The following is a 22,032-nucleotide window of genomic DNA, read 5'->3' as shown; positions in this document are numbered from 1 at the left end:
GCACCAAACGACAAGGGCCGGACCCCCAACCAGGGGCCCGGCCCTTTCGTCATGCCCAACACACGGTCGGCGGTGCGACCACGCCGGTCGGTCATGCCGGGGCGGTGTCGGCGGCGAGGACCGTCAGGATCTGCTCGCCGTACTTGGCGAGCTTATTCTCGCCGACCCCGCTGACCCGGGACAGCTCAGCCAGCGAGCCGGGCGCGTCGCTCGCGATCTGCCGCAGCGTGGCGTCGTGGAAGATCACGTACGCCGGGACGCCCTGCTCCTTGGCGGTGGCCGCCCGCCAGCCGCGCAGTCGCTCGAAGACCGCCGTGGCGGCCGGGTCCAGCTCCGCGACCACGGTGGCCGCGCCGCGCGGCTTCGCCGACCGGCTCGACGCCGGCTTCTCCGGCTCACGGCGCATCGTCACGGTGCGGCGGCGCCCCAGCACCTCGGCGCTCGCCTCGGTCAGCGCCAGCGTGCCGTAGTCGCCCTCCACGGCGAGCAGCCCCTCGGCGAGCAACTGCCGGACCACACCCCGCCACTCGGCCTCGCTCAGGTCGGCGCCGACGCCGAAGACGGTGAGCGAGTCGTGACCGTACTGGCTGATCTTGTCGGTCTGCTTGCCGAGCAGGATGTCGATGCAGTGCCCGGCGCCGAACCGCTGGTTGCGCTCGCGGTCGAGGCGGAAGACGGTGGAGAGCAACTTCTGCGCGGCGACGGTGCCGTCCCAGGACTCCGGCGGGGTGAGGCAGGTGTCGCAGTTGCCGCAGGCAGCCGTCGCCGGCTCGCCGAAGTATTCGAGCAGCTGGACGCGCCGGCAGCGCACCGTCTCGCAGAGCGCGAGCATCGCGTCCAGGTGCGCGGCGAGGTTGCGGCGGTGGGCGAGGTCGCCGTCGGACGTCTCGATCATCTTGCGCTGTTGGACCACGTCCTGGAGCCCGTACGCCAGCCATGCCGTGGACGGCAGGCCGTCCCGGCCGGCGCGGCCCGTCTCCTGGTAGTAGCCCTCGACCGACTTGGGCAGGTCGAGGTGCGCGACGAACCGGACGTCGGGCTTGTCGATCCCCATGCCGAAGGCGATGGTCGCCACCATGACCAGGCCGTCTTCGCGCAGGAAGCGCTGCTGGTTGGCGGCGCGGGTGGCCGCGTCCAGGCCGGCGTGGTACGGCAGCGCGGCGATCCCGTTGGCGGTGAGGAACTCGGCCGTCTTGTCCACCGAGGCGCGGGACAGGCAGTAGACGATCCCGGCGTCGCCGGGGTGCTCATCGCGCAGCAGGGCCAGCAACTGCTTGCGCGGCTCGCGCTTGGGCACGATCCGGTACTGGATGTTGGGCCGGTCGAAGCTGGCCACGAAGTGCCGGGCGTCGTCGAGCTTGAGCCGGCTGGCGATCTCGGTGCGGGTGGCGCTGGTCGCGGTGGCGGTCAGCGCGATCCGGGGAACGTCCGGCCACCGCTCATGCAGCATCGACAGCGCCAGGTAGTCGGGGCGGAAGTCGTGCCCCCACTGGGACACGCAGTGCGCCTCGTCGATGGCGAACAGCCCGATCCGGCCCCGGTCGAGCAGGCCGAGGGTGGACCGCACGCCGAGCGCCTCCGGGGCCAGGTAGAGCAGATCCAGCTCGCCGGCGAGGAAGGCCGCCTCGACCCGGCGCCGGGCGTCGAGCGTCTGGGTCGAGTTGAGGAAGCCGGCCCGGACGCCGACCGCGGTGAGCGCGTCCACCTGGTCCTGCATCAGGGCGATCAGCGGGGACACGACGACCGCGACGCCCTCGCGGACCAGGGCCGGGATCTGGTAGCACAGCGACTTTCCGCCACCGGTGGGCATCAGCACCAGGGCGTCACCGCCGGCCACCACGTGGTCGATCACCTCCTGCTGGAAGCCGCGGAAGGCGTCGTAGCCGAACACCCGGCGCAGCACCGGCAGCGCGCCCTCGGTACGCAGGTCGGTGGGGGAAGCCATTCGCGGAGTCTACGAGCCCACCCCGACAGGGCACGCCCGGCGCACCCGAGGCCGGAGCGCGGGCGGCGCGTTCGGCCGCGCCGGGACCGGTTGGTCAGGCCCGGGGCGGGCCGACCGGCGACGGGTGCCCGACCTCGGCCGGGCGGCGGGATAGAGTCGCTGATTGACCAATCGCGGCCGAGGGCGGCCGCGGCGCCACGGCTTGGGGGTACGGGTGAGCGAGGCGCACAGAGCCAGCGACCGGATCGACGTCCCGGCGGCCGTCGACGGCGAGCCGACGGCCGAGTCGGAGACCACGCTCGTGGTGGTCACCGGGCTCTCCGGCGGCGGCCGCAGCACGGTGGCGCGGGCGTTGGAGAACGTCGGGTACTACGTGGTGGACAACCTGCCGCAGGCGCTGATGCTCGACATGGCCGAGCTGGCGTTCAAGGCCGGCGGCGCGGCCCGGCGTACCGCGATGGTGCTGGACGTGCGCTCGCGCGCCTTCTCCACGGACCTGGTCGGGGCGATCCGCGAGCTCAAGGAGCGCGGCTTCTCACCCCGGGTGGTCTTCGTCGACGCCGACGACGAGGTGCTGATCCGGCGGTTCGAGAGCGTCCGGCGTTCGCACCCGTTGCAGGGCGACGGGCGGCTGGCCGACGGCATCGCCGTGGAGCGTGGGCTGCTCGAGGAGGCCCGCGACCAGGCCGATGTGATCATCGACACCAGCCACCTGAACGTCAACCAGCTCCGCCGGCGCATCGAGGAGCTGTTCGGCGGCGAGGATGCCCGCCGGCTGCGGGTCACCGTGCTGTCGTTCGGCTTCAAGTACGGCCTGCCGCCGGATGCCGACTTCGTGCTGGACGCCCGGTTCCTGCCCAACCCGTACTGGGTGCCCGAGCTGCGCGAGCACACCGGGCGGGAGGAGGCGGTCAGCGCGTACGTGCTGGGCCAGGAGGGCGCCGACGCCTTCGTCGCCTCGTACGCCGACCTGGTCAACGCCACCACCGCCGGCTTCGAGCGGGAGGGCAAGCGGTACCTGACGGTCGCCGTGGGCTGCACCGGCGGCAAGCACCGCAGCGTGGCCATCGCCGAGGAACTGGCCGGCCGGTTGCGCCAGTCCGGGTTGGCGGCCAACCCCCAGCACCGCGACCTGGGGCGGGAATGACGGCCCGCCGGGTGGTGGCGTTCGGCGGCGGGCACGGCCTCTCCGCCTCGCTGCGCGCGCTGCGCCACTGCGCTCCCGAACTGGACCTGGACATCACCGCGGTGGTCACGGTGGGCGACGACGGCGGCTCCAGCGGCCGGCTGCGCGCCGAGCGGGGTGGCCTGCCCCCCGGTGACCTGCGGCAGGCGCTGGTCGCGCTGGCCGGCGACCATCCCGCCACGCGCCGTAGCGCCGGGCTGTTCCAGCACCGCTTCGCCGCCGCGCCGGCGGACGCACCGGGGTCCGCGGCCCGGGCGACGGGCGGGCCGGACGGCGGTGCCGGCAAGGCGGCGGCCGGGGCCGACGGGCTGGCCGGGCACGCGGTCGGGAACCTGGTGCTCTGCGGCCTGATGGAGCTGCTCGGTGACCCCGTCGCCGCGTTGGAGCACGCCGGCGCGATGCTCGGCGCGGTCGGCCGGGTGCTGCCCATGTCCCGCGAACCGGTGGGCATCGAGGCCCGGGTGCGGGGTGCCGACCCGGCCGCCCCGGACGAGGTGCGCACCGTGCGCGGCCAGCATCAGGTGGCGGTCACCACCGGGCGGGTCGAGTCGCTGCGGCTCAGCCCGACCGCCCCGGCGGCCTGCGCGGAGGCGCTGGCCGCGATCGGCGCGGCGGACTGGCTGATCTTCGGGCCGGGCAGCTGGTACACCAGCGTGCTGCCGCACCTGCTGGTGCCGCAGCTGGCCGACGCGATCGTGTCCAGCCCGGCCCGGCGACTGGTCACCCTGAACCTCGCCGCGGAAAAGGAGACCCTCGGGCTCTCCGTCGCCGACCACCTCGCGGCGCTGCACTGGTACCTTCCCGAGCTCAAGGTGGATCTTGTGCTGGCTGACGCCAAGGCGGTGGGTGACCCCGAACCGGTCGAACGTGCGGCAGAATCGCTGGGTGCCCGCCTGGTCCTCGCCCCCGTCGCCGTCATCGACGGCACTCCCCGCCATGATCCGGCTGCCCTGGGCGCCGCGCTGGTGCCTGTCCTGGGTGCCGATCGTTAGACACGTACGTAATCTCCGGCGACACGCCGGAACCGGTCCGTGAGGGGACGCACAATGGCGATGACGGCTGCGGTCAAGGACGAGCTGAGTCGGGTCGACGTGCCCAAGCCCTGCTGTCGGCGGGCGGAGATGGCGGCGCTGCTGCGCTTCGCCGGGGGGCTGCACATCGTCTCCGGTCGTGTGGTGGTGGAGGCGGAGCTGGACACCGGGGCGGTCGCCCGCCGGCTGCGCCGGGAGATCGCTGAGGTCTACGGGTACCCCAGCGAAATCCACGTGCTGGCCTCCGGCGGCCTGCGCAAGGGCAGCCACTTCATCGTCCGGGTGGTCAAGGACGGCGAGGCCCTGGCCCGGCAGACCGGCCTGCTGGACGTACGCGGCCGGCCGGTGCGCGGGCTGCCCCCGCATGTGGTGGCGGCGAACGTCTGCTGCGCGGTCTCCGCCTGGCGGGGCGCGTTCATGGCGCACGGCTCGCTCACCGAGCCCGGCCGGTCCAGCGCCCTGGAGATCACCTGTCCCGGGCCGGAGTCGGCGCTGGCGCTGGTCGGCGCGGCCCGTCGGATCGGCATCACCGCCAAGAACCGCGAGGTGCGCGGGGTGGACCGGGTGGTGGTCAAGGACGGTGACGCCATCGCCGCGCTGCTCACCCGGATCGGCGCGCACTCCAGCGTGCTGGCCTGGGAGGAGCGTCGGGTCCGACGCGAGGTGCGGGCCACCGCCAACCGGCTGGCCAACTTCGACGACGCCAACCTGCGCCGCTCGGCGCGCGCCGCGGTGGCCGCCGCCGCCCGGGTGACCCGGGCGCTGGAGATCCTCGCCGACGAGGCGCCCAACCACCTGACCGACGCTGGTCGGCTGCGCCTGGAGCACCGGCAGGCGTCGCTGGAGGAGCTGGGCGCGCTGGCTGAGCCTCCGCTGACCAAGGACGCCATCGCCGGGCGGATCCGCCGGTTGCTGGCGCTGGCCGACAAGCGGGCCCGGGACCTCGGCATCCCGGATACCGAAGCAGCCGTCACGCCCGACATGCTCGTGGTCTGATAGGACGGTGGGGCCGCACGGTGCGCCCGGGAACACGACCCGGCGCAGCGTGGCCGCGCACGCTCGGATAAGGTCGCTGCGTACGGCAAGGGGGCCGACACAGGCACTCCTCGTCGTGCCCACCGCCTCGGGCGGTCAGGTCCTCAGACCGCGGCGGGGTGCCGAGATGAACCGTCAACGGCCGGCTCCAACGGTCGGCGCACACCACTCCGCCGGCCCGTTGTCTGAAGCCGGCGGACCAGAACGCGAGGAGATGGGACCTGTGACCATCCGGGTTGGCATCAACGGCTTCGGCCGGATCGGCCGTAACTTCTTCCGGGCAGTGCTGGCGTCCGACGCCGACATCGAGGTCGTGGCGGTGAACGACCTGACCGACAACGCCACGCTCGCCCACCTGCTCAAGTACGACAGCATCCTGGGTCGCCTGCCGTACGAGGTCAAGGCCACCGCCGACGAGATCACCGTCGGTGGCAGGACCATCAAGGCGTACGCCGAGAAGGACCCGGCGTCGCTGCCGTGGGGTGAGGTCGGCGCCGACGTCGTCATCGAGTCGACCGGCTTCTTCACCGACGGCGCCAAGGCCAAGGCGCACGTCGACGGCGGGGCCAAGAAGGTCATCATCTCCGCCCCGGCGAAGAACGAGGACGTCACGGTCGTCATGGGCGTCAACCACGACACCTACGACCCGGCGAAGCACACCATCATCTCCAACGCTTCGTGCACCACCAACTGCCTCGCGCCGATGGCGAAGGTCCTGCACGACACGTTCGGCATCCAGCACGGCCTGATGACGACGATCCACGCGTACACCCAGGACCAGAACCTCCAGGACGCCCCGCACAAGGACCTCCGCCGGGCCCGGGCCGCCGCGCTGAACATCGTTCCGACCTCCACCGGCGCCGCCAAGGCGATCGGCCTGGTGCTGCCGGAGCTCAAGGGCAAGCTCGACGGGTACGCCCTGCGGGTGCCGATCCCGACCGGCTCGGTCACCGACCTCACCGTCAACGTGGGTCGCGAGACCACCGTCGACGAGGTCAACGCCGCGCTGAAGGCCGCCGCGGACGGCCCGCTCAAGGGCATCCTGGTCTACAACGAGGACCCGATCGTCTCCACCGACATCGTCACCGACCCGGCGTCGTGCATCTTCGACGCGCCGCTGACCAAGGTCGTCGGCAACCAGGTCAAGGTCGTCGGCTGGTACGACAACGAGTGGGGCTACTCCAACCGCCTGGTCGACCTGGTCAAGCTGGTGGGTTCGTCGCTGTGAGCATCCGTACCCTCGACGATCTGCTCGCCGAGGGGGTGTCGGGTCGGCGCGTGCTGGTGCGCGCCGACCTGAACGTCCCGCTCGACAAGCAGACCGGTGACATCACGGATGACGGCCGGATCCGCGCGGTGCTGCCGACGCTGGGTGCGCTGGTCGAGGCCGGCGCCAAGGTGGTCGTCTGCTCGCACCTGGGTCGCCCGAAGGGCACGCCGGACCCGCAGTTCAGCCTCCGCCCGGTCGCCGGGCGGCTCGGTGAGCTGCTCGGTGCGCCGGTGCACTTCGCCACCGACACGGTCGGCGACTCCGCGCGCTCCACCGTCGCGGACCTGGCCGACGGCCAGGTCGCCCTGCTGGAGAACCTGCGCTTCAACGCGGGTGAGACCAGCAAGGACGACGCCGAGCGGGGCGCCTTCGCCGACCAGCTCGCCGCGTTCGGCGACGCGTACGTCGACGACGCGTTCGGCGCCGTGCACCGCAAGCACGCCAGCGTGTACGACGTGCCGGCCCGGCTGCCGCACGTGGCCGGCCGGCTGGTGCTGCGCGAGGTCGAGGTGCTCTCCACGCTCACCAGCGACCCCGCGCGGCCGTACGTGGTGGTGCTCGGAGGGTCCAAGGTCTCCGACAAGCTGGCGGTGATCGAGGCCCTGCTGCCGACGGTCGACCGGCTGCTCATCGGCGGCGGGATGTGCTTCACCTTCCTGAAGGCCCAGGGCCTCGAGGTGGGCACCTCGCTGCTGGAGAAGGACATGGTCGAGACCTGCCGCAACCTGATGGAGCGGTCCGGGGGCAAGATCATGCTCCCGGTCGACGTGGTGGTGGCGGACGCGTTCGCGCCGGACGCCGCGCACGACACGGTCCGTGTCGACGGCATTCCGAGCCACCGGCTCGGTCTGGACATCGGCCCGGAGACGGTGGCCGGCTTCGCCGCCGCGCTGTCCCAGGCGAAGACGGTCTTCTGGAACGGCCCGATGGGCGTGTTCGAGATGGCGGCGTTCGCGGCCGGCACCCGGGGGATCGCCGAGGCGATCACCAAGGCCGACGCGTTCAGCGTCGTCGGTGGCGGCGACTCCGCAGCGGCGGTCCGTGCCCTCGGGCTGGATGAATCCAGTTTCGGTCACATCTCCACCGGCGGCGGCGCCTCTTTGGAATACCTCGAGGGCAAGACCCTCCCCGGCATCGCGGCCTTGGAGAACTGAATGGCGAGCAGCGCCCGCCGGCCACTGATGGCCGGCAACTGGAAGATGAACCTCAACCACCTCGAGGCCAACCTGCTGGTGCAGAAGCTGGCCGCGAGCCTCACCGAGAAGCAGCTCACCGAGGTGGAGACGGTCGTCCTGCCGCCCTTCACCGACCTGCGCACCGTGCAGACGGCGGTGGACGGGGACAAGCTGCTGATCGGTTACGGCGGGCAGGACCTCTCGCCGCACGCCTCGGGCGCGTACACCGGCGAGATCTCGGGCCCGATGCTGGCCAAGCTCGGCTGCTCGTACGTGGTGGTGGGGCACTCCGAGCGGCGGGCCTACCACCACGAGGACGACGCGCTGGTCAACGCCAAGGTGAAGGCGGCGCTGACGCACGGTCTGACCCCGATCCTCTGCGTGGGGGAGGGGCTGGACGTCCGGGAGCAGGGCATGCACGTGGCGCACTGCGCCGACCAGCTCGACGGGGGCCTCGCGGGGCTCACCCCCGAGCAGGTACGGCAGGTGGTCGTCGCGTACGAGCCGGTCTGGGCGATCGGTACCGGCAAGACCGCGACGCCGGACGATGCCCAGGAGGTCTGCGGGGCGGTCCGCCAGCGGCTGGCGGCGCGCTTCGGCCAGGACACCGCCGACCAGGTCCGGGTCCTCTACGGCGGCTCGGTCAAGGCGTCCAACGTCGCCACGATCATGGCCCAAGCGGACGTGGACGGGGGCCTGGTGGGGGGCGCCAGCCTGGACGCGGAGGAATTCGCGCAGATCTGCCGGTTCCCGGAGCACATCGCCCGCTGATCGCTCGGTATCCTTGACCCCGCCCGTCCGCCGGTCGGTGCCGCCGTGCCCGATCAGATCGGGCGAGGATCGCTACGAGAGGACTGACCCCAGCCATGCCGATCTGGTTCGCATACACGTTGATCGTGTTGCTGATCATCACGAGCGTCCTGCTCACCCTGCTGATCCTGCTGCACCGCGGCAAGGGCGGCGGTCTGTCGAGCATGTTCGGCGGTGGCGTCAGCTCCAGCCTCGCCGGCTCCTCGGTGGCGGAGAAGAATCTGGACCGCTACACCGTTCTGGTGAGTGTCGTCTGGTTCGCCGCGATCGTCGGGCTGGGGCTCTGGCTCCGCCTCCAGATGAACAGCGGCGCCTGAGCAGGCCCGTAAGTCGTACAATCTGCGCGCGGTCCGTCACCAGACGGGCCGCGCGCAGGCTTTTCTCCGCTGCACCGCGTCGCCCGCCGCCCACCCCCGAAGACGGCGGGTCCCTCCGACGACAGGAGCGAGCAGCCGTGCCGAGTGGCAACGTCATCCGCGGCGCCCGGATCGGGTCCGCACCCGTCCGTCCGGACGAGCGACACCCTCCAGCCCCCCGACAGGACGTCACCTACTGGTGCCGTAACGACCACCGGACCAGCATCCGGATCGCCGCGGACGCCGTGGCGCCGCCGCTGTGGGACTGTCCCCGCTGCGGCCTGCCCGCCGGGCAGGACGCGCAGAACCCGCCCGGGAGGGCCCGCGCCGAGCCGTACAAGAGCCATCTGGCGTACGTGAAGGAGCGGCGTACCGCCGAGGAGGGGGAGGCGCTGCTCGCCGAGGCTCTCGCCGCGCTGCGCCGCCGCCGGGGCGAATGTTAGAAGGGCCCCTCGTCAACGCCGTGCGTTGACGAGGGGCCCCTTTTTTCGCGGGTTGCGCCGCTTCAGCGCGGGGCGCTCAGCGCAGGCTGCGCAGCCGGGCCGGTACGTCGGCTGCCGCCGCGCGGTCCAGCAGCCAGCGGGTACGGTCCACGCCGTGCACCCCGGCGGCCGGCAACTGCACCGGCCCGGCCCCGGCCAGCGCCATGCCGACCGCCCGCGCCTTGTCCGCGCCGCCAGCCACCAGCCAGACCTCCTCGGCCGTGTTGATCGCCGGCAGGGTGAGCGTGGTCCGCACCGGCGGCGGCTTGGGGCTGCCCCGCACCGCACTCACCGGCCGGCTCTCGTAGTGCACCGGGTGCTCGGGAAAGACCGAGGCGACGTGCCCGTCCTCCCCGACGCCCAGCATCAGCACGTCGAAGTGCGGCAGCGCGGCGTGCCCGGGGCGGGCGGCGCGCGCCAGTTCCTCGGCGTACGCGGCGGCAGCCGCCTCGGGGTCGTTTCCGGCCGGACCGTCGGAGGCGGGCATCGGGTGCACCCGGTCCGGGTTCAGCGGCACCACGTCCAGCAGCGCGGACCGGGCCTGGGTCTCGTTGCGCTCCGGGTCGCCGGCGGGCAGGAACCGCTCGTCGCCCCACCACACGTCGACCCGGGACCAGTCCACCGCGTCGCGGGCCGGCAGGTGTGCCACCGCCCGGTACACGGCCGCGGCGATCCGCCCACCGGTGAGCACCACCGAGGCCTCGCCCCGGTCGGCCTGGGCGTCGAGCAGCTTCACCAGCAGCCGGGCCGCCACGGCCTGCGCCAGCAGGTCGGCGTCGGCGTGGACGGCGACAGTCGCCTCACTCATCGGTTGTGCCTTCGTTTCCCGACCGCGGAACGGTCGCTGTCGCGTCGTGCCCGGGCCCGGTGCCCGGATGTGGCGGGGCGGGGTGCCCCGGAGGTCCCGGGGCGAGAACCCGGGATCACCCGACCCTGCCCCGAAGTGGTGCCCCGGCCGGCGGTATCAGCGCTCGCCGCTCGTGCCGGCGTGCGCCGTGACCCCGGCCTCGGCGCGCTGAGCGGTGGCCGGATCCTTCCAGACGTGCACCCGCTGCGGGGGACGCTGCTCCAGCCCGCGCAGCCCGGCGGTCGCGCCCAACGCCTCCGCGTACACCTGGTCGGCGTCCAGCCGGCGCAGCTCCTCGGCCAGCTCGTCACCGAGCGGCCGACGCACCAGCGGCAGGGCCCGGTCGTCCTGGCCGGTCCGCCGGAACACCGCCACGCTGTCCTCGCGGGTCAACGTCAGATTGTCGCCGTTGGCGCAGGTCAGCTGCACCTCACGCATCCGCGGGAACTCGTTGCTGTCCACCCGGCGTGGGGGGATGTCGAGCCGGCTGCACAGCCAACCGGCCATCAGCGCCGCCGTCGGGTCACTGGGCGGCGCGACGATGGTCGCCTCGGTGACCCGCGCCTCGGTGGTGTCGAACGCCCCGGCGACCAGGGTCCGCCACGGGGTGATCCGGGTCCACGCCAGGTCGGTGTCGCCCGGGGCGTAGTCCCGGGCCCGCTGCCGCAGCGCCTCCACCGGGTCGACGGCCTGCGCCGTGTCGGTGATCCGCCGGTCCGCGACCACGCCGAGGAAGTCGGTGGCGATCTCGGCCGGCGGCTCGCCGTGCCACCAGGTGACCACCGGCACGTCCGGGACCAGCAGCGGCATCACGACCGACTCGGCGTGCAGGGACAGCCGCCCGTACATCCGGGTGACCACCGCCTCGCACGGGCCGAGCCGGCCACCGACCACGATCTCCGCGTCCAGCCGGTTGCGGTCCCGCTCGATCTCGGAGCGGACCACCACCAGCAGCCGGCACGGGTGGGCGGCCGCCGCGATCGTCGCCGCCGCCTCCGCCTCCCGGACCCGCTTCTCGTCCACCACCACGATGAGGGTGAGCGCCATGCCGCTGGCCACCCCGCCGGCGCTGCGCCGCTCGGCGGCGAGCGCCTTGACCACCTCGTTGCCGGTGGTGTCCCACAGCCCGATCACTGGAGCCTCCTGGTTCGCTCGCTGCGCTCGCTGGTTCGCTCGCTCACGCGCGCCGCCACGCGCGGCCCTCGCGGGCCAGCATCTCGTCGGCTGCCCGCGGCCCCCACTCGCCGGCGCGGTACGGCTCCGGCGTGGTGCCCGCCCAGGCATGCTCCAGCGGGTCGATCACCTGCCAGCTCTGCTCGACCTCCGCCGCGTCCGGGAAGAGCGTGCGGTCGCCGATCAGCACGTCCAGCACCAACCGCTCGTACGCCTCCGGGCTGGACTCGGTGAACGCCTCGCCGTACTGGAAGTCCATCGCGATGTCGCGGACCTCCATCGTGGTGCCCGGCACCTTCGAGCCGAACTTGAGCACCACGCCCTCGTCCGGCTGCACCCGGATGACCAGCTGGTTGTTGCCCAGCGACTCCATGTCGGCGTCGTTGAACGGCAGGTGCGGCGCCTTCTTGAAGATGATGGCGACCTCGGTGACCCGCCGGGGCAGCCGCTTGCCAGCCCGGATGTAGAACGGCACCTCGGCCCAGCGGCGGTTCTGGATGCCCAGCCGCACCGCCACGTACGTCTCGGTGGTGGAGTCGGCAGGTACGCCCTGCTCCTCCAGGTAGCCGACCGCGCGCTCGCCGCCGACCCACCCCGGCAGGTACTGGCCGCGTACGGTGTCCCGGGCCACGTCCTTGGGCAGGGTGATCGCCTTGAGCACCTTCAGCTTCTCGGTCCGGATCTCGTCGGCGTCGAAGCTGGTCGGCTCCTCCATCGCCACCAGGGCCAGGAGCTGGAGCAGGTGGTTCTGGAGCACGTCGCGGGCGGTGCCGACGGTGTCGTAGAAGCCCGCGCGGCTGCCGATGCCGACGTCCTCGGCCATGGTGATCTGCACCGAGTCGACGTACTTGGAGTTCCACAGCGGCTCGAACAGGTTGTTGGCGAACCGCAGGGCGAGGATGTTCTGGACCGTCTCCTTGCCCAGGTAGTGGTCGATCCGGAAGACGTCCTGGCGGGTGAAGACGTCATCGACCAGGTCGTTGAGCGCCTTCGCCGAGGGCAGGTCGTTGCCGAACGGCTTCTCCACCACCACCCGGCGCCAGCCGCCGGACTTCTCGTTGTCGGCCATCCCGGTGCGGGCCAGCTGCTTGAGCACGACGGGGAACGCGGCCGGGGGGATGGAGAAGTAGAACGCCGCGTTGCCGGTGATGCCGTGGCTCTGCCGCAGCTCGTCCAGCGTCGTGGCGAGCTGGTCGAAGGCGGCGTCGTCGTCGAACGACCCGCCGACGAACTTGATGTTGCCGGCCAGCCGCGCCCAGACCTCGTCCCGCCACGGGGTACGCGCGTGCTTGCGCGCCGCCTCGCAGGCCAGCGTCTCGAAGTCGCCGTCACCCCAGTCGCGGCGGGCGAAGCCGAGCACCACGAAACCGGGCGGGAGCAGCCCCCGGTTGGCCAGGTCGTAGACCGCGGGGAGCAGCTTCTTGCGGGCCAGGTCGCCGGTCACCCCGAAGATCACCAGAGCGCACGGCTCGGGGATCCGGGGCAACCGGCGGTCCTGCGGGTCGCGCAGCGGGTTCACGCCGCTTTTTCGCTCCGCTTGTGTCACGTCGTCCATCCTCACGCCCGCAGCTCACCGGCCGCGTCAAGTAGTTGGGCGACGCCGGCGGCCCGGTCAGTCAGGTGCAGCCGCAGGAGCGGCCGCTCCCGGCCGGCCAGCGCCTGCCGGTCGCCGGCAGCCTGCGCCGCCTGCAACTCGCCGAAGGTGTACGGCTTGCCCGGCACCGGCAGGTCCTCGGCGACCGCGCCGGTCACCTGGAGGAAGCTGCCCACCTGCGGGCCGCCCTTGTGGTACTGGCCGGTGGAGTGCAGGAACCGTGGCCCCCAACCGAAGGTGACCGGCCGGCCGCCAGCTTCGGCCAGCAGCGTACGTAGCCGGGCCGTGTCCGCGTCGGCGAAGCGGTCCAGGTACGCCATCACCGCCACGTAGCCGTCGTCGCCCAGCGCGTCGAGCAGCCAGCGCAGCACGCCGGTCAGGTCACCGGGGGCGCCCTGCGGCGCGTACACCTCGATCGCGCCCTCGGTGAACGACGGCGTCTCCGCCGGCAGGCCCGAGGCCAGGATCTTGTTGGTGTTCTCCTTGGACTCAGTGACGTTCGGCTGGTTGAACGGGTCGATGCCGAGCACCACCCCGGCCACCGCGGTGGCGTACTCCCAGGCCAGGAACTGCGCGCCGAGTGGACCGTTGACCGCCACGTCCGGGCTGGCGCCGCCGCCCGGCGTGTCGCCGGGCGCCAGTGCGCCGCCGTAGCTGACGGTCAACACGTCCGGGCCGGTGGCGCCGGGGCTCCGCGGGGACTCCACCACCACCGGCAGGATGCCCACCCCGGCCTTGCCGGTCGACTCGGCGATCAACTGCTCGGCCCAGTCGCCGAACCCCTCGATGCCGGTGCCGTCGGAGACCAGTGCGACCTTGTCCCGGGCCAACGTGGCGGCGGCGCCCAGCGCGGCGCCCAGCGCGAGCGCCGGATTGTCCCGATCCCCGGCGAGCGAGGCGACCAGCTCGTCGGCCTGGTCGATCAGCTCCGCCACCTCGACCCCGGCCAGCGCCGAGGGCACCAGCCCGAACGCGGTCAGCGCCGAGTACCGGCCGCCCACGTTCGGGTCGGCCAGCACGGTGAACGCGCCCATCTCGGTGGCGGTGGCCTCCAGCGGCGAGCCGGGGTCAGTGACGATGACGAAGTGCCGACCGGCCTCCGCCTCGGTCATCCCGGCGTCCAGGAACGCCTGCCAGTAGGCCCGTCGGTGGCTGTCGGTCTCCACCGTCGAACCGGACTTGCTGGCCACCACCACCACGGTGCGCTCCAGCCGGTCACCCAGCGCCGCCCGGACCTGGCCCGGGTCGGTCGTGTCCAGCACCGTCAGCGGCCGGCCCATGGTGCGGGCGATCACCTCCGGGGCCAGCGACGAGCCGCCCATGCCGGCGAGCACCACGTGATCCAGGTCACCCAGCTCCGCGGTCAACTCGGCCAGCTGCACCAGCAGCTCCCGGCTACGCCGGTGGGTGTCCACCCAGCCGAGCCGGATCTTCGCCTCGGCCTCGGCGTCCGGCCCCCACAGGCTCGCGTCCTTGGCTGCCAGCCGGCCCGGGACCTCGGCCCTGACCAGCGCGTCCCGGGTTGAGGCCGGTGCGGACTTGTCGACGGCGTCCGCGCCGTACACGGCGAGCCCGGCGGCTGCCTCCACCGGCCCGCCCAACAGGTCGCTCATGCCGCCACCCCGCTTCGCGCGGCGGCGGCACGAGACTCCCGGACGCTGAGCTTGCTGTTTCGCTCGCTCGGCTCGCTCATGCGTTACCACCAGCCTGCTGGGCGGCCTTCGCGTTGCCCTTGGCGGCCTCGTTCGGGGAACCCTTGCCGGAGGCTGCCGCCTCCAGCGACTTGCGGACGCCGTCGATCAGCTCCTGCCAGCTGGTCGCGAACTTCTCCACGCCCTCGCGCTCCAGGGTCGCGATCACGTCGGCCATGTCCACCCCGACCGACTCCAGGTCGGCGAAGACCTTGCGGGCCGCGTCGTAGGTGCCGGCGATGGTGTCGCCGCGGGTCTCACCGTGGTCGGCGTACGCGTGGATGACCGCTTCCGGCATGGTGTTGACCGTGCCGGGGGCGATCAGCTCCTCGACGTAGATGACGTCCCGGTAGTCCGGGTTCTTCGTCGAGGTGGAGGCCCACAGCGGCCGCTGGGGGTGCGCGCCGGCGTCGGCGAGCACCTGCCAGCGGTCGGAGGAGAACACCTCGCCGTAGCGCTCGTACGCCAGCTGGGCGTTGGCGATGGCCGCCTTGCCCTTCAGCGCCTTCGCCGGCTCGGAGCCGATCTTCTCGAGCCGCTTGTCGACCTCGGAGTCGACGCGGGAGACGAAGAAGGACGCCACCGACCCGATGGTGGACAGGTCGTGCCCGTTCGCCTTGGCCTGCTCCAGGCCGGCCAGGAACGCCTCCATCACCGCTGAGTAGCGGTCCAGCCCGAAGATCAGGGTCACGTTGACGCTGATCCCCTCGGCCAGCGTGGCGGTGATCGCCGGCAGGCCCGCCTCGGTGGCCGGGATCTTGATGAAAAGGTTGGGCCGGTCAACCAGCCACCACAGCGCCTTGGCCTCGGCGACCGTCCGGTCGCTCTCGTGCGCCAGCCGCGGGTCCACCTCGATGGAGACCCGGCCGTCGACGCAGGCGCTGGAGTCGAACGAGGGGCGCATCACGTCGCAGGCCCACCGCACGTCGTACGTGGTGAGCATGCGCACCGCCTCTTCGACGTCCACCCCCCGCATGGCGAGGTCGCGCAGTTGCCAGTTGTACTCGTCGGCGTCGCTCAGCGCCTTCGCGAAGATCGTCGGGTTGGTGGTCACCCCGGCCACGTGCTTCTCCCGGCGGAGCTGGTCCAGCCCACCAGAGCTCAGTCGTACCCGGGAAAGATCGTCCAGCCACACCGCCACACCCGCGGCGGTGAGCTCACTCAGCCTGTCCGTCATGCCGTCCACGCTCCCCTCAGTTGCCGGTCGTGAAACCGGTGATGTCGCCCACCCGGGCCAGCGAGGCGTGTGCCGCCGCCATGATCCGGTCGGGGGTGAACCCGAACTGCTCGAAGAGCACGGTGTGCGGGGCGCTCGCCCCGTAGTGCTCCAGGCTGACGCTCTCGCCGAGGTCGCCGACCACGCCGCGCCAGGACATCGCGATGCCCGCCTCCACGCTCACCCGTGCCTTTACCCCGCGCGGGAGCACCGACTCCCGGTACGCCTCGTCCTGCTCGTAGAACCACTCCTGGCAGGGCATCGAAACCACCCGGGTGGGCGTGCCGTCGGCCTCCAGGCGCTCCCGGGCGGTCAGGCAGAGCTGCACCTCCGAGCCGGTGCCGATGATGATGACCTGCGGCTTGCCGCTGGACGCCTCGGCCAGCACGTAACCGCCCTTGGCCACCCCGTCCGCGGCGCCCAGGACGTCGCGGTCCAGGGTCGGCAGCGCCTGGCGGCTCAGCGCCAGCGCGGTCGGCCGGTCGGTGTGCTCCAGCGCCTGGCGCCACGCCCACGCGGTCTCGTTGGCGTCGGCCGGGCGGACCACGTCCAGGCCCGGGATGGCGCGTAGCGCGGTCAGCTGCTCCACCGGCTGGTGCGTCGGGCCGTCCTCGCCCAGGCCGATCGAGTCGTGGGTCCAGACGTACGTCACCGGCAGCTTCATCAGCGCGGCCAGCCGCACCGACGGGCGCATGTAGTCGCTGAACACCAGGAAGGTTCCGCCGTACGGGCGGGTGCCGCCGTGCAGGGCGATGCCGTTGAGGATCGCCCCCATGGCGTGCTCGCGGATGCCGAAGTGCAGCGTGCGGCCGTACTCGTGGCCCGGGAAGTCCTTGGTGGCGTGCCCGGCCGGAATGAAGGACGGCTCGCCCTTCATGGTGGTGTTGTTGCTCTCGGCCAGGTCGGCCGAGCCGCCCCACAGGTCCGGCAGCACCGGCGCGAGCGCCTCCAGCACCTTGCCGGAGGCGGCCCGGGTGGCCAGGCCCTTGGCGTCGGCGGGGAACGTGGGCAGCGCGTCGGCCCAGCCCTCGGGCAGCACCCGGCCGGCCATCCGCTCGTAGAGCGCAGTGCGCTCCGGGTTGGCCGCCTTCCAGGCGTCAAACGCGGTGGTCCACTCCTGCTGCGCGGCGGAGCCCCGGCCCATCACCGTGCGGGCGTGGGTGAGCACCTCCTCGTCGACGTCGAAGCTCTTGTCCGGGTCGAAGCCGAGGATCCGCTTGGTGGCCTTCACCTCGTCGGCGCCGAGCGCCGAACCGTGGATCTTGCCGGTGTTCTGCTTGTTGGGCGCGGGCCAGCCGATGATCGTGCGCAGCGCGATGAAGGAGGGACGCCCGGTCTCCGCCTTGGCGGCCAGCAGCGCCTGGTAGAGCGCCTCGGCGTCCTCGTGGTAGTCGCCCTGGTCGGCGTCGCCGCGGCGCCAGTCGACGGTCTGCACGTGCCAGCCGTACGCCTCGTAGCGGGCGGCCACGTCCTCGCTCTTGGCGATCCGGGTGTCGTCCTCGATCGAGATCTCGTTGTCGTCGTAGATCACCGTGAGGTTGCCCAGCTGCTGGTGCCCGGCGAGGGCGCTGGCCTCGTGGCTGATGCCCTCCTCGATGTCACCGTCGGAGACGATGCACCAGATGTCGTGGTCGAAGACGGACGCGCCGGGATCGGTCTCCGGGTCGAACAGGCCGCGCTCACGGCGGGCCGCCATGGCCATGCCGACCGCGTTGCCCAGACCCTGGCCGAGCGGACCGGTGGTGGTCTCCACGCCCGGGGTGTGCCCGTGCTCGGGGTGACCCGGGGTGAGCGAGCCCCACTGCCGCAGCGACTGCAGGTCGGTAAGGCTCATCGGATAGCCGGAGAGGAACAACTGGATGTAGAGGGTCAGGCTGGAGTGCCCGGCGGAGAGCACGAACCGGTCCCGGCCGGGCCAGTTCGGGTCGGCCGGGTTGTGCCGCATGACCCGGTTGAAGAGCAGGTAGGCCGCGGGCGCCAGGCTCATCGCGGTGCCCGGGTGGCCGTTGCCGGATTTCTCCACGGCATCCATGGCCAGCACGCGGACGGTGTCGACGGCCCGGCGGTCGAGGTCGGACCAGTTGAGTGCGGAGTGCTCGGGTCGGTTGGCAGCCACGATGGTTGTGCTCCTAGGCAGATGGGCGGAACCCTCACTGGTGACCCTATCGAGCGGGCATAAACGTCCGCCCGGGGATCTCTGCATGGTGTGCGGTACGTGACGGCGCGTCGCGTCGTTCAACCCGGTGGTGTGACGGCCCGCACCGTTGTCGGGTCGGCCGGGCAGCCAAAACGACAACGCGTAGTGTGTGGGTCGGTATGCGGACCCCGAGCGGGTCCTGCAGATCCGATCTCCCCGTGCCGATGCCGGAAGGTGGCAATCCGTGAGCATGATCACCGAGCGCCCCGCGAGCAACCCTGCCGGGCGGCCCCCGGCGCGGGCGGTCGAGGGTCCGGTGGCGCGGCGGGACGTGCGAGCGGTCCTCTCGGCGTACGTGGCGCTCACCAAGCCGCGGATCGTGGAGCTGCTGCTGGTCACCACCGTCCCGGCGATGATGCTCGCCGACGGTGGTCTGCCGTCGCTGTGGCTGATGGCCGTGGTGCTGGTCGGCGGCTCACTCGCCGCGGGCGCGGCCAGCGTGCTCAACTGCTACATCGACCGGGACATCGACCAGTTGATGCGGCGTACCAAGCGTCGGCCGCTGCCGGCGCACACCGTGTCGCCGCGGAGCGCGCTGGTCTTCGGTCTGGTGCTGGCGGCGGTCTCGGTCGTCCTGATGGCGGCGTTCACCAACCTGCTGGCCGCTGGGCTGACCCTCGCCGCGATCGCCTACTACGACCTCGTCTACACCCTGTGGCTCAAGCGCTCCACCCCGACGAACACCTTCTGGGGCGGGGCCTGCGGGGCCGCGCCGGTGCTGATCGGGTGGGCGGCGGTGACCGGCTCGCTGGCGCCGGCCGCCTGGGGCCTGTTCGCGGTGGTCTTCTTCTGGCAGATGCCGCACTTCTACCCCCTCGCCATGAAGTACAAGGACGACTACGCCCGGGCCGGGATCCCGATGCTGCCGGTGGTGGCCTCCACCCGCCGGGTGAACGCCGAGATCCTGATCTTCGCCTGGCTCACCGTGCTCACCTCGCTCGCGGTCTGGCCGCTGGGGCTCAGCGCGATCTACGGGGTACCGACCCTGGTGGTGGGTGCCGTCTTCCTGGTCGAGGCGCACCGGCTCTGCGGGCGGGCGAAGCGCGGCGAGGCGGTCAAGCCGATGCGGCTGTTCCACTGGTCGACGATGTACCTGACCATCGTCTTCGTGGCCGTCGCGGTCGACGCGCTGATCTGACCCCCTGCACGACGCGGGTTCCGCCCGTAGGCGGGGTGGCATCCTTTGACTAATCACGGTCATGGATGAGTTGTCCGGGTTTAACGTCACATCAGCGTAACTTTCGGCATGAGCCGGATCGGCTCAACCTGCGGTGAGTGGGTCCCGAATTACCCACGTGTTTTGGAGCGGAAAGTCCGGATAAAACCGGACAGTCAACCTTTGGCCTTCCTTAAACCTGTAGGTAATTGGCATCACAAAAGCTTCATGGTTCTCGCCCAACCAAGTGCAACTCTGCTTAGGCTTCGCGTCATGGCAGATGGTTCCGATACGACGCTGACGGCCGAGCAGACCTCCGCCGAGCAGGCGCCCCACGGCCTGGTCGCGGGTCTCAGGGCGTTCGCCGCCGGACACGGCGGAGCGAAGGCGGTCATCGAGTACGTCGGCAAGCGTGGCGCGCGAATCGTCCTCGTGGGTTCCGACGGTGAGTGGGGCGACCAGTTCGCCGACGACACCGTCACCGCGCGGGAAGCGTGCGCCAAGGCGGGAGTCACCGTCGAGAACGCCTGGGAGCGTGAACTGATGGACCAGATGCGCCCGAGCAACGACCTCTGGCGGTCGATGGCCCGGCGCACGATGGCCCGCTGAGATAGACACCTGAATTGACCAACCACCACCAGCCGACCCGGGGGGAACCCCGGGTCGCTCTCGTGACCTGCACCGAAATCATCGACCTCGACCCGGACGACCGGCTGGTCCTCGCCCCGCTCGCCGCCCGGGGGATCGCCGCCGACGCGGTCGTCTGGGACGACCCCGACGTCGACTGGTCCTCCTACGACCTCGTCGTGCTCCGCTCGCCGTGGGACTACGCGCTGCGCCGCGACGAGTTCGTCGCCTGGGCCTCCTCGGTACCGGCGCTGGTCAACCCGGCCGAGGTGGTGCGCTGGAACACCGACAAGCGGTACCTCGCCGAGCTGAGCGCGGCCGGTGTGCCGACCGTGCCGACGTCCTGGGTCGAGCCGGGGGAGAGCTGGCAGCCGCCGGCCGACACCGGCGAGTACGTGATCAAGCCGGCGGTCAGCGCGGGCAGCCAGGACACCGGCCGGTACGACCTGGCCGACCCGGAGCACCGGGACCTCGCCGGGGCACACGTACGCCGGCTCACCGACGCCCGTCGGGTGGCGATGGTCCAGCCGTACCTGACGGCGGTCGACACCGAGGGCGAGACGGCGCTGCTCTTCCTGGCCGGCCCGGACGGGCTCTCGTTCAGCCACGCGATCCGCAAGGGCCCGATGCTGACCGGGCCGGACTTCGGCCCGGACGGGCTCTACAAGGCCGAGGAGATCACCGCCCGAACCGCCCGCCCGGACCAGCTGGATGTGGCGGAACGGACGCTGGCCACGGTGCCCGGCGGCACGCGGCAGCTGCTCTACGCCCGGGTCGACCTGATCCCCGGCCCGGACGGCGACCCGGTCCTAGTCGAGTTGGAGCTGACCGAGCCCTCGCTGTTCCTCGGTCACGCCGAGGCTGCCCCCGACCGCCTCGCCGACGCGATCGCCACCCACCTGGCCCGCCTCGGCTGACCCCTCCTCATGGCGTCCAGCGCCTCTCAAGATCCGCGCGATATCAGTGCAGGTGCTGCCTCAGAGCGCCACGACGCCGCACTTTCCCTGATGTCGCGTGGATCTCGGGCCGGACGGACGTGACCGGCCGAGGGTGGTCGCCATCCTTTGCTCTGCTTCACTCCACGCAACACCCGGCGTCCGGTATCCGGTCGGCGGGTGTTGCAGTCGTTGAAGCAGAGCAGAGCGCGAATGATGGGGCCCAGGGCGGCGGGATCGCGTGGTGGGCCTGAGGCCTGGGGCCTGAGGCCTGGGGCCTGGGGCCTGGGGCCTGGGGCGTGGGGCGTGGGCTTGGGGCGTCGCCCGTGCGGTGTCAGGCGGTGGCCGGGACGGCTTCGGCGTCGGCGGGGGTGACGGCCCGGGGTGCGGGTGCGACCGGGCGGCGTTCGCGGGTGGACCACTGCACCGAGAGGGTGGCCAGCAGCACCAGGCAGGAGCCGAGCATGTGCGCGCCGACCAGGACAGCCGGCACGTGGGTGAAGTACTGCACGAAGCCGATGACGCCCTGACCCAGCTCCACCGCGAGCAGGACGACGGCGGCCCGGGTCGCCCGCCGTGCGTCGGCCGCGCGGAACGCGAAGATCAACGCCACCGAGAGGCCGACCAGGAGGAAGACGCCGTCGGCGTGCACCTGGGAGATCGTCTCCGGGTCCAGTCCGTTGCGGGCCGCGCCGTGGTCGCCGGCGTGGGGGCCGCTGCCGGTGACCCAGGTGCCGATGACCAGCACCGCGACGCCGACGCCCGTGGTGACGCGGGCGAGGGCGCGCAGCGGTGCCGGCACCACGGCCACCGTCGGCCCGTCCGGCTCGGCGATCCGCCGCCAGAGGGCGTACGCGGCGGCGATCACCGCCATCGAGGCGAGGAAGTGCAGCCCGACCACCCACGGGTTGAGGTTGGTGAGCACGGTGAAGCCACCGATCACCGCCTGGGCGGGGATGCCCAGGAAGACCGCGACGGCCAGCGCCAGCAGCCCCGGCCGGCGTGGCCGGTGCGCAAGCACGGCCAGCACGGTGGCCAGCGCGATCAGGCCCACCGCGAAGGTCAGCATCCGGTTGCCGAACTCGATCACCCCGTGCGGGCCCATCTCCGACGTGGTGACGTACGACGCGTCGGTGCACCGGGGCCAGGTCGGGCAGCCGAGGCCCGAGGCGGTCAACCGGACGGCCCCGCCGGTGACGACGATGCCCACGTTCGCGATGATCGAGGTGAGCGCGAGGCGGCGCAGCAGGGTGCCGGAGACCGGACGGACGTATCGGTTCACGGCGCAAATCCTACGCACCGTAGT

At 72.1% G+C, this 22,032-nt stretch carries 19 protein-coding genes; 11 read left to right on the top strand and 8 right to left on the bottom strand.

Annotated elements, in window-relative coordinates; all coding sequences use genetic code 11:
- Window positions 1-91: 91 nt before the first annotated feature.
- Window positions 92-1,945 carry a DNA helicase RecQ gene (gene recQ, locus BUS84_RS14015; protein WP_074312805.1) on the bottom strand — a complete coding sequence of 618 codons (1,854 nt, stop codon included), beginning with the start codon at window positions 1,943-1,945 and terminating at the stop codon, window positions 92-94.
- Between the two features lie 244 nt (window positions 1,946-2,189).
- Here recQ and rapZ point away from each other — a divergent pair, with 244 nt between their 5' ends.
- From rapZ to BUS84_RS13975, 8 genes are all read left to right on the top strand, one after another.
- Window positions 2,190-3,092, top strand: coding sequence for an RNase adapter RapZ (gene rapZ, locus BUS84_RS14010; RefSeq protein WP_074318787.1), 903 nt, complete (start codon window positions 2,190-2,192; stop codon window positions 3,090-3,092).
- Window positions 3,089-4,123, top strand: coding sequence for a gluconeogenesis factor YvcK family protein (locus BUS84_RS14005; protein ID WP_074312804.1), 1,035 nt, complete (start codon window positions 3,089-3,091; stop codon window positions 4,121-4,123). Before rapZ ends, BUS84_RS14005 begins: the two co-directional genes overlap by 4 nt.
- A 54-nt stretch (window positions 4,124-4,177) precedes the next feature.
- The gene (gene whiA, locus BUS84_RS14000; RefSeq protein WP_074312802.1) at window positions 4,178-5,158 is read left to right on the top strand and encodes a DNA-binding protein WhiA; all 981 of its coding nucleotides are present in this window, start codon (window positions 4,178-4,180) and stop codon (window positions 5,156-5,158) included.
- A 262-nt stretch (window positions 5,159-5,420) separates the two neighbouring features.
- The gene (gene gap, locus BUS84_RS13995; protein WP_074312799.1) at window positions 5,421-6,425 is read left to right on the top strand and encodes a type I glyceraldehyde-3-phosphate dehydrogenase; all 1,005 of its coding nucleotides are present in this window, start codon (window positions 5,421-5,423) and stop codon (window positions 6,423-6,425) included.
- The gene (locus BUS84_RS13990) at window positions 6,422-7,621 is read left to right on the top strand and encodes a phosphoglycerate kinase (RefSeq protein ID WP_074312797.1); all 1,200 of its coding nucleotides are present in this window, start codon (window positions 6,422-6,424) and stop codon (window positions 7,619-7,621) included. The genes gap and BUS84_RS13990 overlap by 4 nt, the downstream gene beginning before the upstream one ends.
- Complete coding sequence (tpiA, locus tag BUS84_RS13985) at window positions 7,622-8,413, top strand: triose-phosphate isomerase (protein WP_074312795.1); 792 nt, start codon at window positions 7,622-7,624, stop codon at window positions 8,411-8,413.
- A 95-nt stretch (window positions 8,414-8,508) separates the two neighbouring features.
- The gene (gene secG, locus BUS84_RS13980) at window positions 8,509-8,769 is read left to right on the top strand and encodes a preprotein translocase subunit SecG (protein WP_074312793.1); all 261 of its coding nucleotides are present in this window, start codon (window positions 8,509-8,511) and stop codon (window positions 8,767-8,769) included.
- A 137-nt stretch (window positions 8,770-8,906) separates the two neighbouring features.
- Complete coding sequence (locus tag BUS84_RS13975) at window positions 8,907-9,251, top strand: RNA polymerase-binding protein RbpA (RefSeq protein WP_074312791.1); 345 nt, start codon at window positions 8,907-8,909, stop codon at window positions 9,249-9,251.
- A 76-nt stretch (window positions 9,252-9,327) separates the two neighbouring features.
- Here BUS84_RS13975 and pgl read toward each other — a convergent pair whose 3' ends face one another.
- The 6 genes from pgl to tkt form a co-directional block, all read right to left on the bottom strand.
- Window positions 9,328-10,098 (bottom strand): 6-phosphogluconolactonase, encoded by a 771-nt coding sequence (gene pgl, locus BUS84_RS13970; protein WP_074312789.1) that lies wholly within the window; start codon window positions 10,096-10,098, stop codon window positions 9,328-9,330.
- 156 nt (window positions 10,099-10,254) lie between these two features.
- Entirely contained in the window at window positions 10,255-11,271 is a 1,017-nt protein-coding gene (locus BUS84_RS13965; protein WP_074312787.1) for a glucose-6-phosphate dehydrogenase assembly protein OpcA, read from the bottom strand.
- Between the two features lie 43 nt (window positions 11,272-11,314).
- Window positions 11,315-12,865 carry a glucose-6-phosphate dehydrogenase gene (zwf, locus tag BUS84_RS13960; protein ID WP_074312785.1) on the bottom strand — a complete coding sequence of 517 codons (1,551 nt, stop codon included), beginning with the start codon at window positions 12,863-12,865 and terminating at the stop codon, window positions 11,315-11,317.
- Window positions 12,866-12,867: 2 nt separating this feature from the next.
- Window positions 12,868-14,517 carry a glucose-6-phosphate isomerase gene (locus BUS84_RS13955; RefSeq protein WP_074312783.1) on the bottom strand — a complete coding sequence of 550 codons (1,650 nt, stop codon included), beginning with the start codon at window positions 14,515-14,517 and terminating at the stop codon, window positions 12,868-12,870.
- Between the two features lie 76 nt (window positions 14,518-14,593).
- Window positions 14,594-15,772 carry a transaldolase gene (gene tal / locus BUS84_RS13950; RefSeq protein WP_074318786.1) on the bottom strand — a complete coding sequence of 393 codons (1,179 nt, stop codon included), beginning with the start codon at window positions 15,770-15,772 and terminating at the stop codon, window positions 14,594-14,596.
- Window positions 15,773-15,788: 16 nt separating this feature from the next.
- Window positions 15,789-17,927 carry a transketolase gene (gene tkt / locus BUS84_RS13945; protein WP_074312781.1) on the bottom strand — a complete coding sequence of 713 codons (2,139 nt, stop codon included), beginning with the start codon at window positions 17,925-17,927 and terminating at the stop codon, window positions 15,789-15,791.
- Between the two features lie 265 nt (window positions 17,928-18,192).
- On the opposite strand from tkt, the gene BUS84_RS13940 reads away from it, so the two are divergent.
- From BUS84_RS13940 to BUS84_RS13930, 3 genes are all read left to right on the top strand, one after another.
- On the top strand, window positions 18,193-19,146 hold the full coding sequence (locus tag BUS84_RS13940; RefSeq protein WP_074312779.1) for a heme o synthase: 954 nt from the start codon (window positions 18,193-18,195) through the stop codon (window positions 19,144-19,146).
- Between the two features lie 291 nt (window positions 19,147-19,437).
- Window positions 19,438-19,773 (top strand): hypothetical protein, encoded by a 336-nt coding sequence (locus tag BUS84_RS13935; protein ID WP_074312777.1) that lies wholly within the window; start codon window positions 19,438-19,440, stop codon window positions 19,771-19,773.
- Between the two features lie 14 nt (window positions 19,774-19,787).
- A complete protein-coding gene (locus tag BUS84_RS13930) occupies window positions 19,788-20,708 on the top strand; it encodes an ATP-grasp domain-containing protein (protein WP_074312775.1) in 921 nt (306 codons plus the stop codon).
- Window positions 20,709-21,060: 352 nt separating this feature from the next.
- Here BUS84_RS13930 and BUS84_RS13925 read toward each other — a convergent pair whose 3' ends face one another.
- Window positions 21,061-22,026, bottom strand: coding sequence for a COX15/CtaA family protein (locus tag BUS84_RS13925; protein WP_074312773.1), 966 nt, complete (start codon window positions 22,024-22,026; stop codon window positions 21,061-21,063).
- Window positions 22,027-22,032 lie beyond the last annotated feature (6 nt).

Origin of the sequence: Micromonospora cremea (assembly GCF_900143515.1) — a bacterium.
GTDB lineage: Bacteria > Actinomycetota > Actinomycetes > Mycobacteriales > Micromonosporaceae > Micromonospora > Micromonospora cremea.
The sequence above is the reverse complement of the archived record's forward strand: the minus strand, read 5'-3'. Positions and strand labels throughout refer to the sequence as shown.